Below are 18443 nucleotides of genomic sequence, written 5' to 3' on the forward strand. Positions count from 1 at the left end.
TGAATTGTTTATTTTAAGTCCGGGCTGTTGAATCCTAACTTCTTCATTCCGTTCTGAATATCCGGGTCGGACATGAAGAGGTTCCATAACAGTCCGCTCCGGTAGTTTTCAATCATACAGATAATCGGGCCTTGGTTGATAGCGATAAATTCTTTGTCGAACCATTGCTTGCCCAGATTGAATGCGTCAACGAAACCATATTTCCCCCAAATCTTATCTCCCAGTTTATAATAGAAGAAATGCAGGGCTTTCATTGATTCTTCCGGTGTGAAAGGGAAGGAAGTCAAGGCGGCGGTAGGGGCGATTACACCATTGTCATTGTTCGGAGAATGGGCACTGTATCCGTTATCGCCGTCACTGGCGGTCAATCCCCAGCAGTTCTCGCCATAACCTGCGTAGTCTCTCGGATTGTTAACACAATAATTGTAGTTGATTAATGCGTGGTTCCGGGTTTGTTCCTCATAATTGGCATATGCGTCCGACAGGCCTTTCGGGTTAATCCCCAAGAAAGAATATTGTGAAAGGAAGAGAGGGCCGCCGTTGTCCGTACCCAGCGGCAGGACATAGTCATAATAGACTTTTCCGTTTTTCATTCCACCGTTGTTTGCCCATCCTTCGTCGTAGACAACTTTATCAACAGCGTTTGTAGGTGAAGAAGCTGCGAGCACATAGGCTATCAGACCTTCGTTCCAACCGCTGATTTTCAAGCCCATTTCCCAACCATGATTGCGGCTCCAATGCCAGTACAATACATTTTCCGAACTTTCTTTGCGGAACCAGTTCCAGTCTATGGCTTCCCATAATTTGGTAATGTCTGCACAGAGCTTTTGTTCTGCCTCATTGCCGTTCTTAAAATAAGCCCTGGCGGTCAATAGTCCCTGAAAAAGCAGAGATGTCTCTAGTAAGTCCACTCCGTCGTCAATATCACTAAACGGTTGTATGAAACCGCTATCTCCATATATCCAGTGTGAATAAGCTCCATGATAACTCTCGCATCTGCCCAGGAAGTCTACAATTTTCTGAATACGTTCCAATGCCGCTTCCTTGCTGATAAAGTTTCTTTCTGCCGCCACGATGATTGACATCACTCCGAAACCTGTTCCGCCGGTTGCTACCGTATTTGTTGAAGTGCTTCTTTCACGCGCCATACCGCAATCAGGATGCCCGAAATCCCAGAAATAACTGAATGTTTGTCTCTGAACCAGCGTCAGCAACTCTTCGTCATCAATACGGTCAAACTTGTCGGAATCTTCCATTCCTGTTTTTATACTATACACTTTTCCTGTAAAGATGGGTTCGCCGGCTGCTGATTTTATTCCCGGATACACTACAAACTTATAACTCGAATAGTTACTGAGTACATTTACCGGAGTGACGGTCAGTTTCTTATTGTCAGCATCCATCTGGTAATTGACTTTTAGTTCAAACTCATCTTCACCGTCCAATTCGATGAAACGGATATTCTTTGCGACGGTCGACTCATCTACTGCATCCGAGAATTGAAGTACGATGGAAGCTTCCGGGTCAACATTCGTAAAAGCCGATAAGTTCTGTTGTTCACCGATACTGATAGTTGTTAACCGGAAGTCGGTGGTTATTGTTTCATTATCGTCACTGCAAGAGGTTAGTAATGCGATGATAATAAATAGAATATGAGTGAATGATAAATATTTTTTCATGGCATACTTAGTCTTTAGTTACATATAGATTTCGTATCTCGCTCCTTTTGAGAGCTTTGTTGTAAAAGTGGAACTGGTCGAGTGCGCCGAGGTAGTGTGCGCCCCAATCTTGGGCAGTAGCGCCTTCCGTCAAACTAGGTACTGTTTGAAACTGCAATGTTCCGATAACCAGTTTCCCCACATCGCTGAATTTAAGTTTCCCGGAAATCATATTTTGCGCTTGACCTGTCGAGAGAGTCTTCGAAAGAATCTCTTCCGCATTCTTATAAACAGTCAGCTTGGAAGTCGTTTCATCATACTTGAAGGAAAGATGCACCCAGTCATTGATAAATACGTCATCTATTCTGCACTCTTCAGTCCGTTCAGCATTACCGTTGCGTAAATGGACTTTGAAGAATGCCTGCGTTTCGTTGTCTGAATAACTTTCAAGATAGATGTCCAGATTACCCCAGAACTGTTTGGTGTTGGATATTCCGAAGATACCGGTCGCTTTATTGCATTTGGTAGCTTTCATCCAGAAAGCGACAGTGAAACTACCTAAATTCTCAATACTGTCTTTCATTGCTTCCGGGGTTTCAACTACCATATAGGTATCTGCTGCTCCCTGGTACGCCTTGCCGTTAATACCTTCCGCAAAGCGGGGAGTACCGCCGGAAGTAATGCCGAAGTTATAGATACTGTTATTCTCTAAATTATCTTCGAAAGCCAATCCCAGCTTCATCGGGTTATAAGGTTTTTCAGGCAGTTCTTCCGGATAATCGAATCCCGGGTGGTCCATATCCTGGAAACAGGACTGAACCATAAATGCCAGGAGAAACAAAGCGATGGATGAATATATATGTTTTTTCATATCAATAGTCGTTTTATATATTATAGGTAATCTGGATTTTGTTTCAATACGCCGTTAGACTTGTCTATTTCTTCTTGCGGGAGCGGCAATAATGCATGCTTCTTTTGATAACCTAAGCTGCCTAATACATCTTCTGCAATTCCCCAGCGCACCAGGTCGTAGAAACGGTCGAATTCCATAGCGAGCTCCGCTCTCCGTTCCTGACGGATAGCGTTCCGCAGTTTCACCTGGTCGTCTGTCGTGACTTTGGGCAGGATATTGGTATTCTTGCCTCTGGCACGGCTGCGTACCATCTCCAGATAATCTTTGGCAGCCTTCGTGTTGTTCTGTTCGATAGCTGCTTCTGCTGCCATCAATACTACATCGGCATAGCGGATAAGGCGGATATTGAACCAGAAACCGAACTTAGTATATTTAGCGCGATAAGTAGGATTCGTATAAGCCTTTTTATTGAAATACTTGGCAATCACATCATTTGTGGCAACCGGCTTTTCATTGTAAGGTTGATTGGCAGGGATTAAAGAAGGAGATTCTCCTACCTTTATGAAATACAGAAGCGTTTCATCTCTGCGGGGATCACCGGCTTCAAAGGCATTCGCCAATGTCTCGGTTGGTGTATTCCAGCCCCATCCCATATTCCATTCGCCGGAACCTCTGACGCCCTGCACCAATGCGAATTTACTTCCTATATCTTCGCTTTCGGGCAAAGAAGAAGTGGCGGTACATTGCAGTTCGAAAATAGACTCACTGCAATTCTCACCAGATTCGCGGAATATCTCGTTGAAAGGCGTATTCAGATTGTATATTCCGGAGTTGATGACATCTGTTGCGGCAGTCCAGAGGTTAGACCAGTCGTTACGCATCATATACGTCCGGGCGTGCAGGGAACGGGCGGCTCCCCAAGTGAGGCGACCGATGTATTTGCTTTCCCACGTGCGGGGCAGATACTTTTCCGCTTCTGTCAAATCCCGGTCAATCAGTGCGTATATATCGTTGACGGATGACTTGGGGATATTGGCATCCGACGACTGGTTTATTTTGAAGTCAATCAAAGGAACTTCGCCGAATGCACGCACCAGATTGAAGTAACAATAAGCCCGGAAGAAAAGGGCTTCCGCCTTATTGACGAGGTTGCCATCCGTCAGATTGCCTGCTTTCATTGATTCGAGCAGTGTATTCACTTTGTGGATAAGACTGTAGTTGGCGCTCCAGTAGCCTTGTATCATCCCGTCGCTTGCGTCGTAATTGAACTCGTCATACATTTTGGCGGCCCCTGCTCCGTCTGTCGATGTGCTGCCTTTCTCCGCGTCTTCCGAACGGAAGCTGTGGATAGCAAGCGCGGTTGTTCCCGATGTCAGGGCATAGTCGCGCATAGCAGCGTACATTCCGAATATTTCGCTCTCGTACGTACCGCCGGCGAGGTCGGTGTCGATAAGTTCCCCTTGCGGAGCCTGGTCCAGTAAATCGCTGCATCCCATTTGGGCGAATGACAAAGTGCAGGCAGCTATTATATATAGAATTCTTTTTTTATTCATAGTCATATAACTTTAGAAATGGAGTTAGAAAGTAAGATTCAAACCGAAGGTATAAATGGTCGGCATCGGATAAGTGCCGTTGTCTACTCCGAAGGAAGTAGCGCTGCCACCGATTTCGGGAGTATATCCGCTGCATTTGGACCATGTTTTCAAGTTCTGTACGTTGGCATATAACCTGAGCGATTTCAGATAAATCTTTTTCAATAAGCCCGGATTAAACGTATATCCCAGTTCGATATTACGGATACGGAAAAAACTGCCGTCTTCGATGAAGTAACTTGAATTCTGGCGGTTGATGCTTCTCGACGGGTCAAGGATAGGTTCCCAGTTGGAAGTACCCTCACCGTTCCAGCGGTTCATGCGGCGGAGCGAATAGTTGTTTTGAGAAAACTCGTCCGACTCCCAGTTGCGGTAAATCTCATTTCCATATACTCCCATCATATCCATGCTGAAATCGAATCCTTTGTATCCGGCACTGATAGTCAGCCCATAGGTGAAATCGGGGGTAGGATTACCAATCATGGTACGGTCTTTGTCATTAATTTCACCGTTGCCGTCTACGTCCTTGAACTTCAAGTCGCCCGGTGCTACGGTACTCAATGTGTTTTTAGGAGAGCTCTGAATATCTGTCTTATTCTGATATACGCCTTCCACCTGATAGCCGTAGAAGTAGCCGATAGGATACCCCTGGGATACTCTTGACGGGCCGGATACGATGGCATAATCCTTGTTTACCAGTGATTTTACCTTATTATCTATCGTGGTCAGGTTGGCGCTGACCCCATAACTCCAGTCCTCGCCGATGCGGTCATTCCAGGAAGCGGTCAGTTCCCATCCTCTGTTTTGGATTTCCCCGATATTTTCCAGTCCGGGAGTAGAGCCTGAAATGCCGGGAACGGAAGTCAGCAAATCCTTGGTCGTTTTGTTATAATAAACGGGAGACAGGCGCAGGCGTTGTTTCAGAAGATTCATTTCGAAACCGGCTTCCCAGGAATAGTTGCGTTCCCAGCCTAGTGTCTGCGACGCCAGGTAAGCGAGTCCTTTTCCTTCGACGATATTGTCACCGAATACGGCAGAGCCGGAGTTGACGATTGTAGGATAAGCCGGATAGTTGTAGCCGCCTGTATTCTGGCTGCCTAATACCCCCCATGAACCTTTCAGTTTCAGATAGTCGATGACAGACTGGTGTTTCATAAAATTCTCTTCCGAGATTACCCATCCGGCGCCGAAAGAGTAGAAATTATCCCATGTATTTCCGGTACGCTTGAATACGGATGAACCGTCACGGCGATAAGAAGCATTGAACAGGTAGCGGCTTTGGTAGTTGTACAGTGCTCTAATCAGGTAAGACATGGTGAAGCGCTTGTACTGTGAACCGCCGTTTGTCGCAGTGGACTGGTCGCCGATAGTGGTAATCCACCATTTGTCGTCATTCTCGCCAATGCTGATGCCGTCGCCCAGTTTCTGGCTTCTGCCGGCATCCAGTGAGGAATATTCGTTGTAGTTGGTTGTCATACCACCTGTCAGTGTAATGCCGTGTCCGCCGAATTTTCCGGTATAAGTCAGCACATAGTCGGACTGTGCAGCCATGTTTGTCGATTTTTTCTGTGTGATGCCTTCGCGTTCGCCTACATTTTCCTTTTCCCCCTTATCTACATTGTACAAGTAGATGATAGGAGAGTAGAGACGTGACTGGTCAGAACTGTAATCCATAGCGAATGTGGCACGGAAAGTCAGGTTTTTCAGTAAGTCCACTTCCCCGTAGATATTTCCTGCCAGGCGGTAGTTGATGGCTTTGTTGTGCTGTCCTCTGTACTTCACGTCAATCATCGGGTTCGATACCTGCGCTTGCTGGAAGTCCGGCAAGAGTTGCAGAAGTCCGGTCTCTTCATGGGATACTGCTGCGATGGGGGCTGCCTTGATGGCTGCACTCACGCCTTTGGCGTCCGGCGGAAGCATACGTACACCGTTAATCTGGAAGCCGAAACGCAGGAACTTAGTCATTTCGTATTCACTGTGCAGGTTGATAGTCAGTTTGTTCAGCTTCTCGCTCTTGATAGAGCCTTCTTCCATGGTGTAGCCAAGTCCCATGTAGAACTTGCTTTTATCCGTAGAACCGGTGATGCTGATATTGTTGTTGGTAAGGAAGCCTGTCTGGAAGATTTCGTCCTGCCAGTCGGTGTCGGCTGCCCAGTTGGTATAGTCGAATGGGTCTAATCCCTGGTTATTACGTTGTTCGTTGTATAGTTCCTTGAATTGGGCGGCGTTGGTAAGTTCCACGCGGTCACCGATATGTTTGAAACCTACTGAAGCGTTGATGCTGACGGTAGTCTGTCCTTCCTTGGCGCGCTTGGTCGTGATGATAATTACGCCGTTGGCACCCCGTACACCGAAGATAGCCAGTGAAGACGGGTCTTTCAGAATCTCCATAGATTCGATGTCCGCAGGATTCAGGTAGTTGATGTTATCCGTGAAAAGTCCGTCAACCACATATAAGGGAGTATATCCGTTGATAGAGTTTGTTCCGCGGATTCTGATTTCCGGGTCTTGACCCGCCCTGCCGGTATTGACGATTTGAACACCCGCAATTTTTCCCTGGATGGAAGCCAACGGATTGCTGGCAGGCTTGGTGGCTATATCAGCCGCTTTGACTGTTTCGATAGAGCCGGTCAAGTCTCTTTTCTTCGCGCTACCATAACCGATAACGACAGCTTCTTCCAGTGCAAAAGCTTCTTCTTTCATGACGACATTGATGGTAGTACGATTGTCTACTACGATAGTTTGTGACGTCATTCCGATAAAGGAGAAAGTAATTTTATCGCCTTTCCGGGCAGAGATGCTATACTGACCGTCTATGTTGGTGACGGTTCCGGTGCCGGAAGCATCTATTTGCACGGCCACTCCGGGCAATGGTTCGCTTGTTTCTGATGTGACGATACCTTTTATCTCCCGTATCTGTGCGGATAGAGTGGTGACTGCCAATAAGAAAAATCCTAATAGAAGTCCTTTCTTTAATAGAGAGATGTCCTTACAAAATGAATGGGTAAGTTGGTCTTTCATTCTATTATTAGTTTTAGTTTAACATTAAAATCCTGTCAAAACTTTGTTGGGCTCGTACGCTTCCCGATTCGTCCGTTTTTGACAATGGCAAATGTAGAAAGTCTGGATTTATACTTGCTAAAAACAGGCTCACTACGGATACATCGCTTTGTTTTTTAACATTTAAGCGACCTCATTATTACCTCTCATTCAGTTGTAATATACATTAAATGAGTGAGATAACGAATCTATAACTTCAAGAAGAAATCGTTGAGATTCTCATTAGGCGGGATATTGATTTTCTTTCTCAACCGGTAACGGCTGTTTTCCACTGCACGTACAGAAATATTCATTAGGGCTGCGATAGCTTTTGAATCCAGATTCAACTTCAGGCAGGCACATAATTTCAAATCATTGGCGGTCAGTTGCGGATAAAGTGTTTTTAAATGTTTGAAAAATCCGGTATGTTTTTCTTCAAACTTGATAAGAAACATTTTCCAGTCTTCCTCGGTGTCGAGGTTGTTGTTGAAAAGCATATTGATTTTATGGAAGAGCGGTGCGAGCGCTTTGTTGTTATGTGTGCGATAGAACTCTTCTATTTCGTCTTTCATCTGCGTGATAAGCTCGTTGCGCTGGATGACGAAAGAAGTTTGCGAAAGCAGTTCGGCATCCTTCTCTTTGATTTGGTTTTGCAGTTGCTGGTTCATCCGGCTTAATCTTTTCGCTTCGCGAAGGCGGATTTTTATCAGATGCCGGTTCCGGTAACGGCGCAGGATGAGTATCCAGACTATCCGCAACACGAGTAATGTGATGATAAAATAGCCCAGGATTGCCCAAATTGTCTGGTACCAGGGAGAAAGAACAGTGAAAGTATATTCCAGTGTAGGAGAGCAGTTCCCCAAATTATCTATCGAACGTAATAAAAAGGTATAAGTTCCTTTGGGAAGACGTTCATAGGTCACTTTGTTGATTCTTTCCGGTTCCGACCATTCGCTGATTCCTTCCAGTTTATATTGGAAAGATACATTGTGCGCCAGTACGTCATCCGTTGCGAATCTGATTTCTATCGTATTATTGGTAAATGGAATCTTGATTGCTTCATGTTCACTTTCCTTATGAAACGCTTCTCCCGTTTTGGACAAGGCGGAAAAGGATTTAATATAGGGGGTGGACAGCGAAATGGCGCTTTGCTGCTGATTGTTGGGGCAGAGCAGAAAGCCGTTGTCCAGACAGATGAGGCTGGTTGAATCCGTGAGGGCGATAATCCGCTCGAAATGATTGACCATGGACATGCCGTTATAGTTGATGTCTATTTTATCTTCTATATGGTTTTGCGAACCGTCATGGGCAATGCGGTAGATTACATTATCCCCCATTACATAAAAATGGTTTTTATCTATGTCGGATACATTTTTTATTTCCGTCAGGTTGCTCAGGCAGTGTTTCAACGGTTCGTACAGTTCTACTTTGCCGCCTATGTCATTGTAGGTGTAAAAGGAATTTCCGCCCAGCATGACAACTCTTCCGCCGATTTTGAAAAGGTGGAGCTTGTAGGGCAGTTCCCGGTCTTCGCCGTAGTATTCCGAGGTTTTTATTTTCGTCATGTCCTCGGAAAGCTGGCAGCGGTAAACTCCTTTGTTCATGTGCTCCAACCATACATTGTCGAGATGGTCTATCTGGATATTGACGATAGGCTGGCGAATGTTGTCAAGAATGATTCGCTGTGTACGTGTATCTACGATTTTCAGGGATGCGTATGTGCCTAACAGGAGATAATGTTCTTTGGCAAGAATGGTAAACACTCCCCCTTGTGCATTGATGGGAGTAGTCACTTTCAGTTGCTCGTCAATCACTTTTAACCCGCTGTTGGAACCGCAATATAACTTTCCGTCTATAATCTTCAAATCCCAGATTTGCTCTTTAATGTTCTCTATCGTTTGCAAGTCGCCGGGCAATGCGTTGATATTGTTCAGATCGCTTTGATTGATATAGAAGAGTCCTTGGTTGGTGCCGATGAATAGCTTGCCGGCAAAAAGTGCGGCCGCATATACAGCGCCGGTCTTGCCCGTGGGATCGGTGTAGCAACTGAGTTCGGGAAGTATCTGGATACAGGTAATCCCGTTGTCGAGCGCCAGCCAGGTGTTATGATACTTGTCTTCGTGAAGAAACAGGATCGTATTGTTTTGCATGTAGGCATCAGAGTTGATATGTTTGATAATCTTCCCTTGTTTGTCTATCATATATACTCCGTTGAGAATCGTGCCGAGCAGGTAGTAGCCGTTCTCCTTTTGAATAGCGCAATTGATGTTTGAATTAATCCATTCCGGTGCGTCACTCAGTAATCTGAACGTATCTCCATCATATATGAATAAGCCGCTGTTCGAAGTGACTACCATCCATTGGTTTTCCGCATAGGGAAGCACGGCTTTCACTTCTTTGCCCAGGAATAGTTCGCTGTGTGGGATAAGGGTGAAACGACCGTCTTTCAGGCGGAGCAGACCCTTGTGTGTTTCCTGCACCCACAACTCGTTACCGACGCGCATCAGGAAATGAAAATTCTTCTGTTTCGTTATTTTCTCCGTTTTTCCTGTCGGCAGATGGTGGCGGAAGATACCGCTGAATGATTGAAAATAGATGGATTCTCCTTGCGGCAGGATTCTCCATATGTCATCATTCTGCCAACTGTCCGCCGGCAGTTCTTTGCTGAGTGAAGTATAAGTCAGTTCCCCGTCGGGCTGCCGGCTCCATTTGCCGAACTCTTCGTAGCCGCCGGTATAGACCTCGTTGTTTGAAACAGCATATACAGAACGCACCACTTCTGCTTTGGGGAGCTTGTTCAATTTCCATTCGATACCGTCAAATTCGAGCAGTCCGATGTCATTGCCAAAATAGAGTATTCCATGCTCGTCTTCACTGATAGACCAGTTTTTGTTGGCTGCGCCATATTGTGTTTTGCCGAAGTTGATGATTAACGGATTGTTGATTCCGGCAAATCCTAAGCTGAACCAGAGCAGGCAGATGATAAAACAAAGTGATTTTTGCAGAAAGAACATAGTAGTACGTTTTTTTGAGTGCTGATGCAAAGATAGAAAATCTTTTTTTTATTAATAGCTTTAATGTTATGATGTTGTGGGAATAATTGCTAACTTATCCGGCAAAATCGTTATTGTCCGTTACCTCGAAAGAAGCGACCTTTGCAATATGAAATGAAACAAACTGAATAAGCTGATTTTAAACTTATAAAAAGATAGGAATATGAATGCATTTGATGTTATAATCATTGGTTTCGGCAAAGGCGGGAAGACCCTTGCGGCAGAGTTTGCAAAACGCGGACAGAAGGTAGCTGTTATCGAACGTTCCGACAAAATGTATGGTGGCACATGTATTAATATAGGATGTATCCCGACAAAGACGTTAGTACATCAGGCTAAAATAGCTTGGGGTAGGAAAGAGACCGCCTTTGAGGAGAAAAGTGATTTTTACCGGCAGGCGATTGCCGTGAAAGAAACTGTAACCGGTGCATTGAGAAACAAGAATTACCATAACTTGGCGGACAATCCCAATGTGACTGTTTATACAGGTACAGGCTCGTTTGTTTCTTTCGATACGGTCGCAGTCCGCACAGCTACGGACGAAATCCTGCTGACATCCAAACAAATCATTATCAATACAGGAGCGGAAACGGTCATTCCACCTATTGATGGAGTGGCGGGCAATCCTTTTGTCTATACCAGTACTTCAATCATGGAATTGACAGACCTTCCCCGCCGCCTGGTCATTGTCGGCGGCGGTTATATCGGGTTGGAATTTGTGTCCATGTATGCTTCGTTCGGCTCGCAAGTGACTGTGCTCGAAAGCTATCCCGAACTGATTGCCCGTGAAGACCGTGATATTGCGGCAAGCGTAAAAGAAACATTGGAGAAGAAAGGTATTGTTTTCCGGATGAACGCAAAGGTACAGTCGGTGAAGCATACTGAAGACAAGGCAATCGTTGCCTTCACGGATGCGCAGACTAACGGGGCGTTCGAGCTTGAAGCCGAAGCGGTATTGCTGGCAACAGGTCGCAGACCTAACACGGCAGGTCTTAATCTGCAAGCAGCCGGAGTAGAAGTGGATGCGCGTGGTGCTATCATTGTTGATGAATATCTGAAAACAACCAGTCCCAATATACGTGCCGTAGGTGATGTGAAAGGTGGTTTGCAGTTCACTTATATCTCATTGGATGATTACCGGATTGTCCGTGAAGACTTATTCGGAGATAAGGAACGGAAGACAAGTGACCGTAATCCCGTCAGCTATTCTGTATTTATCGACCCGCCATTGGCGCGTATCGGACTGAATGAAGAGGAAGCCCGCAAGCAGAATTTGGATATTATTGTGAAGAAGCTGCCCGTTATGGCTATACCGAGAGCGAAAACATTAGGAGAAACAGACGGTCTGCTGAAAGCTGTCATTGATAAGAACACGGGAAAAATATTAGGCTGTATGCTTTTTGCACCCGATTCCAGCGAAGTTATCAATACGGTTGCCATTGCCATGAAGACAGGGCAGGATTATACTTTCCTGCGCGACTTCATCTTTACTCATCCCAGCATGAGCGAGGCGTTGAATGATTTATTCTCATAATAGTCACTTTTAGAAAAGAAAAGCGGTACTTTTATGCCGATATAGATTATCGTACTATTTGAATAACTGCAAATAGGAGAATTGTTTAATACAACAACTATGAATATATGAAGACAGACCATTTTACAATAGACAATCCGCTACCGCCATTGTGGCTGGTATATCCTGAAATATCTCAGTATAGTATAGGGTGGCGAATGGGATATGGTGAGGATTACAGATGGTTATTTAATGATTGGTTTGCTGGGTTGTCTCAGGAAGAACAATCGAAGTATCGTGAGATGTTTCCTGCCCCTTACTCATGGCGGGGATATTATGAAGATACGTTTGATGAGAAAGATATTTATTCTCTGGAAGGTATCTACTTTCGGCAACCGGACGGAGTTCCCGAGTTTTCATTGGAGCAACTCAGGGCGGAAGTTGCGAATGGGAAAGAGTTTGATTATCTCTTCTTTTGGGGACATCATAAGAAGGCGGAAATCAGTAAATCCTGTTTGAGCCAATGGTGGCAGACGTCTTTTCGGATAGATATTAATGAATATTGCTGTATGGAGCAGTATATGATGGCTGAAAAAGCACGTCTTTTTGAAGATGGGGATACAAGAAAACTGATATTAGATGAAATAGACCCCAAAATGATAAAGGCATTGGGACGAAAGGTAGAGGGATTCGAGCAGAGTGTATGGGATAAATACAAATATTCAATCGTTCTCAATGGAAATTATGCTAAGTTTATCCAAAACCAAGACCAGCTTGACTTTTTACTGGGTACTGGCGATAAAGTTCTGGTAGAAGCCAGTCCATACGATACTATATGGGGGATTGGTATGCAGGAAACTGACCCTCAGGTACATAATCCATTCTTATGGAAAGGCGAGAATCTGTTAGGTTTCGCTTTGATGGAAGTAAGAAATGAGTTGAGGCGGGTATTGCAGTCATGGCACTTGATTGATTGGGAGCAATTGGAAGACATAATTGATTAAAATAAAGTATCTGCAACCTTATTTTCTCGTTCGTTTATAGTTAGGCGGCTAATTGTATGCCGTTAGCTAAACCGGAAAAACATACGGTCTAATTACTTGTTTCCTACTTTGAAACTCCAGTTTCCTCGGTTGAAACTTTAGTTCCATTGCAGGAAACTTTAGTTTCTACGGCTAGACACTTTGGTTTCTAACGCTTGAAACTTTAGTTCCCAACGCTTGAAACTCTAGTTTCAAAGGCTTGAAACTAAATGTTTCTCGGTATGAAACACTTGGTTTCACTACATGAAACAGAAATTGCCCTTAGTTGCTGATTTCGTTTACCGTAGACTTACTTTAAATAAGGCGGTGATAGGTGATAGATGTGGTGATAGGTTGCAAACAACCTATCACCGCTCTGAAAGTGCGATGAATAAGGGAATTGGAGAGGAGGGTGATAGGTTGAAAGAGGATTTTCATTTTTTTATATGAGAGAGTAGTCAGAAAACTTCTTTATCATAATCATATGCTTTCAGCTCATTATAAGGGTGCGGGGGCAGGATTGGGTGAACAACAGCTACTTTGAGCGAACAAAAAACCGATAATTTGTGTTTATTTATTCTAATTATATATCTTTGTCCCGAATTATAAACACGTAAATTTATGAAAAAGATTTTTGGTGCTTTAATGATTGCTGTATGTATCGGTATGGCAATGCCTGCTCAGGCTCAAATACATTTTGGTGTAAAGGGAGGTTTGAACTTGTCAAAAGCAAGTTTCTCTAATGTGAGCGAAAATTTTAAGAAGGATAACTTTACCGGTTTCTTTATCGGACCGATGGCTGAGTTTAATATTCCAATCATAGGATTGGGGGTGGATGCTTCTCTGCTTTTTGCCCAAAGAGGTATAAAGGTATCTGAAGGAAATGATGAATATACTGTTAAGCAAAACGGTCTTGATATTCCGGTAAACTTGAAGTATAACATCGGGTTGGGAAGTCTGTTGGGACTTTATATTGCTGCCGGACCTGATTTTTATTTCGATTTTGCGGGAAATAAAACGATTGAAGGCGTAAAAACCGACAAGAAGAAAGCTGAAGTCGGCATTAACGTCGGCGCAGGTGTGAAATTGCTCAATCATTTGCAGGTTGGTGCCAATTATAACATCCCGTTGGGTGACACTGCCAAACTTGAAGGAATAGACGGTTCTTACAAAACTAAGACCTGGCAAGTATCCGTTGCCTATATCTTTTGACGAAACATTTACTTTAACATAGTAGAACTGGAGGCTTTCGACTGTCGGAAGCCTCTTTTTTTATATCTTTGTGCCTGCAATGAAAAGATATGTAGATGTCATATTACCACTTCCGCTCCCGAAGAGCTTTACTTACTCTTTGCCGGACGAGTATGCGGAAGAAGTGAAGATAGGCTGCCGCGTGGTGGTTCCTTTCGGGCGAAAGAAGTTTTATACAGCTATCGTCCGTAACGTTCATTATTGTGCTCCAACGGAATATGAAGTGAAAGACATATCGACATTACTGGATGCTTCTCCTATTTTATTGCCGAATCAGTTCAAATTCTGGGAATGGATAGCCGATTACTACCTCTGTACGCAAGGCGATGTATATAAAGCGGCATTGCCTTCGGGACTGAAACTTGAAAGTGAAACGATTGTAGAATATAATCCCGACTTCGTAGCGGACGCGCCATTGCCGGAACGTGAACAGCGCATTTTGGATTTGCTGGCTGTCGATTCGCAGCAATGCGTCACCAAACTGGAGAAGGATAGCGGTGTCAAGAATATCCTCACGGCCATAAAATCCTTGCTCGATAAAGAAGCGATTTTCGTAAAGGAAGAGTTGCGACGCACTTACAAACCCAAGACAGAAGCACGGGTACGCCTTGCCGGAACAGCCGACGAGAAGCGGCTTCATATTTTGTTTGATATACTCTCTCGTGCTCCGAAGCAACTGGCGCTTCTCATGAAATATGTAGAGTGTTCGGGCATTTTGGGAGACGGTGCTCCGAAAGAAATCTCCAAGAAAGAGTTGCTGCAACGGGCTAATGTGGCTCCTGCCGTATTGAACGGTTTGGTGGACAAGAAGATTTTCGAGATTTATTATCATGAAATCGGTCGGTTGGATAAACAGGAGAAAGAGGTTGTCGAAGTGAATGCTTTGAATGAGTTTCAACAGCAGGCATATGATGAGATAGTACAATCTTTCCGGGAGAAAAATGTCTGCCTGCTTCATGGAGTAACGTCCAGCGGCAAGACGGAAGTATATATTCATCTGATAGAACAAGCTATCCGTCAAGGCAAACAAGTATTATACTTATTGCCGGAGATTGCGCTGACTACTCAGATAACGGAACGCTTGCAGCGTGTCTTCGGTTCACGTCTGGGTATTTACCATTCCAAATTTCCCGATGCCGAACGGGTTGAGATATGGCGGAAACAACTCGGGGAGAATGGATACGATATTATTTTAGGTGTCCGTTCATCCGTATTTCTGCCTTTCCGGAATCTGGGATTGGTGATTGTGGACGAAGAGCACGAAAATACTTATAAACAACAAGACCCGGCACCCCGTTACCACGCCCGTAGTGCGGCGATTGTGTTGGCAGCCATGTATGGAGCCAAAACATTGTTGGGAACAGCTACACCGTCCATCGAGTCATGGCAGAATGCGATGGATGGAAAATACGGTTTTGTACAACTGAAAGAACGATATAAAGAGATACAACTGCCGGAGATTATTCCGGTCGATATAAAAGAATTGCATCGAAAGAAGCGGATGGTCGGCCAGTTCTCACCACTTCTGATACAATATATGAAAGAAGCTCTGGAACAGAAGGAACAAGTGATTCTTTTTCAGAACCGCCGTGGTTTTGCTCCGATGATAGAATGTCGTACCTGCGGTTGGGTGCCGAAGTGTAAGAACTGTGATGTAAGTCTTACCTATCATAAAGGAATCAATCAACTGACCTGCCATTATTGCGGCTATACCTACCAGCTTCCGAAGGCTTGTCCCGCCTGTGAAGGGACGGAACTGGTAAACCGCGGTTTTGGTACGGAAAAGATTGAAGATGATATTAAAGTCCTTTTCCCGGAAGCTGCCGTGGCGCGGATGGACTTGGATACTACCCGTACCCGTTCCGCCTACGAGAAGATTATCGCGGACTTCGAACAAGGAAAGACCGACATACTTATCGGAACGCAAATGGTATCCAAAGGACTGGACTTCGACCATGTAAGCGTCGTTGGAATACTGAATGCGGATACCATGCTGAATTATCCCGATTTCCGTTCTTATGAACGCGCTTTCCAACTGATGGCGCAGGTAGCGGGACGTGCCGGACGTAAGAACAAGCGGGGACGAGTAGTACTGCAAACCAAAAGTATCGAGCATCCGATTATTCATCAGGTCATCGCTAATGATTATGAGGACATGGTGGGCGGACAACTGGCGGAACGTCAGATGTTTCATTACCCGCCTTATTACCGTCTGGTATATGTCTACCTTAAAAATCATAATGAAGCCTTGCTCGACCAGATGGCAGCAGTGATGGCAAACAAGCTGCGAGCCGTATTCGGCAGCCGTGTGCTGGGTCCGGATAAACCGCCGGTTGCCCGTATCCAAACGCTGTTTATTAAGAAGATAGTGGTGAAGATTGAACAGAATGCGCCGATGGGACGTGCGCGGGAACTATTGTTGCGCATCCAGCGTGAGATGATTGAGGACGAACATTATAAATCTTTGATTATCTATTATGATGTAGACCCTATGTGATGAAAGAATTTATTCCCCCTTATTAATAACCTTATATTAATTTAATTAACTAACCATGAAACGACTTACTATTATTTCTTTAGCCAGTCTATTTAGTATGAGTTCTCTGTTTGCCCAGCAAGGAGTTACTCAGTGTGGAACCCCGACAGGACAACCGAAATTTCCTTTGGGAACTTATCAGGAATTGCCTGATCCTACAGTACCTTCCGAGAAAGAATGGGCGGCAGTCACAACGACGCAAGTCTCTTGGGGTACAACAGATACTCGTTATGCGAAGCATCAACTTCCCTCGTTGAGGACTCAAAAGAGTATTTCCCTGAAAGGATGGCGCGGTGAACGTGTGAATGCGCAAGCTGTTGTATGGACAGGAACGGAACTGAAAGACCTGAACTTCAGCTTCTCCGATTTTAAGGATAAAAAAGGAAATACTCTTTCGAAAGAGGCGTTGACTGTCGGCTTTGTACGTTATGTGATGACAGATGAACTGAACAAAGATGGGAGAGGGGCATGCGGTCACCGCAAATCTGTGGATTACGATTCGTTGCTGGTAGCCGATCCGATTGACTCGAATCTAAAGTCAATGGCATTGCCTGCCCGTACCGTTCAACCTATCTGGGTACAATGTTGGATTCCACAATCTGCTGCTCCCGGAACTTATAAAGGTGAGTTATTGGTCAATGACGGCTCGAATTTGTTACAACGCCTGAATCTTGAAATAAATGTTTCTTCCCGAGAACTTCCCCAGCCCTCGGAATGGGCTTTCCACTTGGATTTGTGGCAGAGTCCGTATGCCGTAGCCCGTTATTATCAGGTTCCTCTGTGGAGCCGGGAACATCTCGAAGCTATGCGTCCTTTGATGAAAATGCTGGCAAATGCCGGACAGAAGATTATCACGGCTACTTTGATGCATAAGCCCTGGAACGGTCAGACGGAAGATTACTTCGATACAATGGTGACCTGGATGAAGCGTGCCGACGGTACATGGGCTTTTGACTATACCATCTTCGACCGTTGGGTAGAGTTTATGATGAGTGTAGGCATTGACAAGCAGATTAACTGTTACTCAATGGTGCCTTGGGAATTGTCTTTCCAATATTACGACCAGGCTACGAACTCCCTGAAGTCGGTGAAAACAGCACCGGGCGAACAGGCTTATGAGGAAATGTGGGTGGCAATGCTTACTTCTTTCTCCAAACATCTGAAAGAAAAAGGCTGGTTCGATATTTGCACTATTGCAATGGATGAACGTCCGATGGACGTGATGCAGAAAACATTGAAAGTGATTCGCAAGGCTGACCCGGATTTTAAGGTTTCGTTGGCAGGAAATTATCATGCGGAGATTGAACCGGATTTATATGATTATTGCATTGTAATCGGTCAGAACTACCCCGAAGATGTACGTATCCGCCGTAAAGCCGAAAACAAGCGCACTACCTATTATACTTGTTGCACGGAAGCGCATCCTAATACGTTTACTTTCTCTGATCCAGCCGAAGCTGCCTGGATGAGTTTCTATTCTTCAAAGAAACATCTGGACGGTTATCTGCGTTGGGCATACAACAGTTGGCCGTTGGAACCGCTGCTCGATTCACGTTTCCGTACGTGGGCGGCCGGAGATACATATTTGGTTTATCCCGGAGCACGTAGCTGTATCCGTTTCGAGCGTTTGATAGAAGGAGTACAGGCGCATGAGAAAATAAATATTCTCCGTCAGGAATTTGAGAAGAAAGGAAATAAAGCCGGATTAAAGAAGATAGAGAAAATGCTTGCTCCGTTCAATCTGGGAGATATGCCGGAGATTCCGGCAGCAGTCACCGTGAACCGGGCGAATCAGATATTGAACTCATTCTAAGAATGAGAAGCTTATTTACGATTGGACGATTTACGGTTGATATTCTTTTATAATCTGAAAAATATGTGTGCATGGCTAATGGCTATTGCGTAATACTAACTTCAATTGTGTAT

The 18443-nt window shown here is 44.7% G+C and carries 10 protein-coding genes; 5 read left to right on the forward strand and 5 right to left on the reverse strand.

Features of this window, described 5'->3' with window-relative positions; all coding sequences use genetic code 11:
• Nucleotides 1–8 precede the first annotated feature (8 nt).
• The 5 genes from RDN93_RS13150 to RDN93_RS13170 all read right to left on the reverse strand — a co-directional run bounded on the left by RDN93_RS13150 (nt 9) and on the right by RDN93_RS13170 (nt 10156).
• The gene (locus tag RDN93_RS13150; protein ID WP_308745947.1) at nt 9–1679 is read right to left on the reverse strand and encodes a glucoamylase family protein; all 1671 of its coding nucleotides are present in this window, start codon (nt 1677–1679) and stop codon (nt 9–11) included.
• Between the two features lie 7 nt (nt 1680–1686).
• Entirely contained in the window at nt 1687–2529 is an 843-nt protein-coding gene (locus RDN93_RS13155) for a LamG-like jellyroll fold domain-containing protein (RefSeq protein ID WP_308745948.1), read from the reverse strand.
• A gap of 20 nt (nt 2530–2549) precedes the next feature.
• Nucleotides 2550–4070 (reverse strand): RagB/SusD family nutrient uptake outer membrane protein, encoded by a 1521-nt coding sequence (locus RDN93_RS13160; RefSeq protein ID WP_308745949.1) that lies wholly within the window; start codon nt 4068–4070, stop codon nt 2550–2552.
• Nucleotides 4071–4088: 18 nt separating this feature from the next.
• Nucleotides 4089–7124, reverse strand: coding sequence for a TonB-dependent receptor (locus RDN93_RS13165; RefSeq protein ID WP_308745950.1), 3036 nt, complete (start codon nt 7122–7124; stop codon nt 4089–4091).
• A 227-nt stretch (nt 7125–7351) separates the two neighbouring features.
• Nucleotides 7352–10156 carry a triple tyrosine motif-containing protein gene (locus RDN93_RS13170; RefSeq protein ID WP_308745951.1) on the reverse strand — a complete coding sequence of 935 codons (2805 nt, stop codon included), beginning with the start codon at nt 10154–10156 and terminating at the stop codon, nt 7352–7354.
• 202 nt (nt 10157–10358) lie between these two features.
• On the opposite strand from RDN93_RS13170, the gene RDN93_RS13175 reads away from it, so the two are divergent.
• From RDN93_RS13175 to RDN93_RS13195, 5 genes are all read left to right on the forward strand, one after another.
• Nucleotides 10359–11729, forward strand: a complete 1371-nt coding sequence (locus tag RDN93_RS13175; RefSeq protein WP_308745952.1) for an FAD-dependent oxidoreductase — start codon at nt 10359–10361, stop codon at nt 11727–11729.
• Nucleotides 11730–11836: 107 nt separating this feature from the next.
• Complete coding sequence (locus RDN93_RS13180; protein WP_308745953.1) at nt 11837–12712, forward strand: NADAR family protein; 876 nt, start codon at nt 11837–11839, stop codon at nt 12710–12712.
• A gap of 639 nt (nt 12713–13351) precedes the next feature.
• A complete protein-coding gene (locus tag RDN93_RS13185; RefSeq protein ID WP_308745954.1) occupies nt 13352–13942 on the forward strand; it encodes a porin family protein in 591 nt (196 codons plus the stop codon).
• 79 nt (nt 13943–14021) lie between these two features.
• Nucleotides 14022–16478, forward strand: a complete 2457-nt coding sequence (priA, locus tag RDN93_RS13190; RefSeq protein ID WP_308745955.1) for a primosomal protein N' — start codon at nt 14022–14024, stop codon at nt 16476–16478.
• A gap of 55 nt (nt 16479–16533) precedes the next feature.
• Complete coding sequence (locus tag RDN93_RS13195) at nt 16534–18330, forward strand: glycoside hydrolase domain-containing protein (RefSeq protein WP_308745956.1); 1797 nt, start codon at nt 16534–16536, stop codon at nt 18328–18330.
• Nucleotides 18331–18443 lie beyond the last annotated feature (113 nt).

It is taken from the genome of uncultured Bacteroides sp. (assembly GCF_902491285.1).
Classification (GTDB): domain Bacteria; phylum Bacteroidota; class Bacteroidia; order Bacteroidales; family Bacteroidaceae; genus Bacteroides.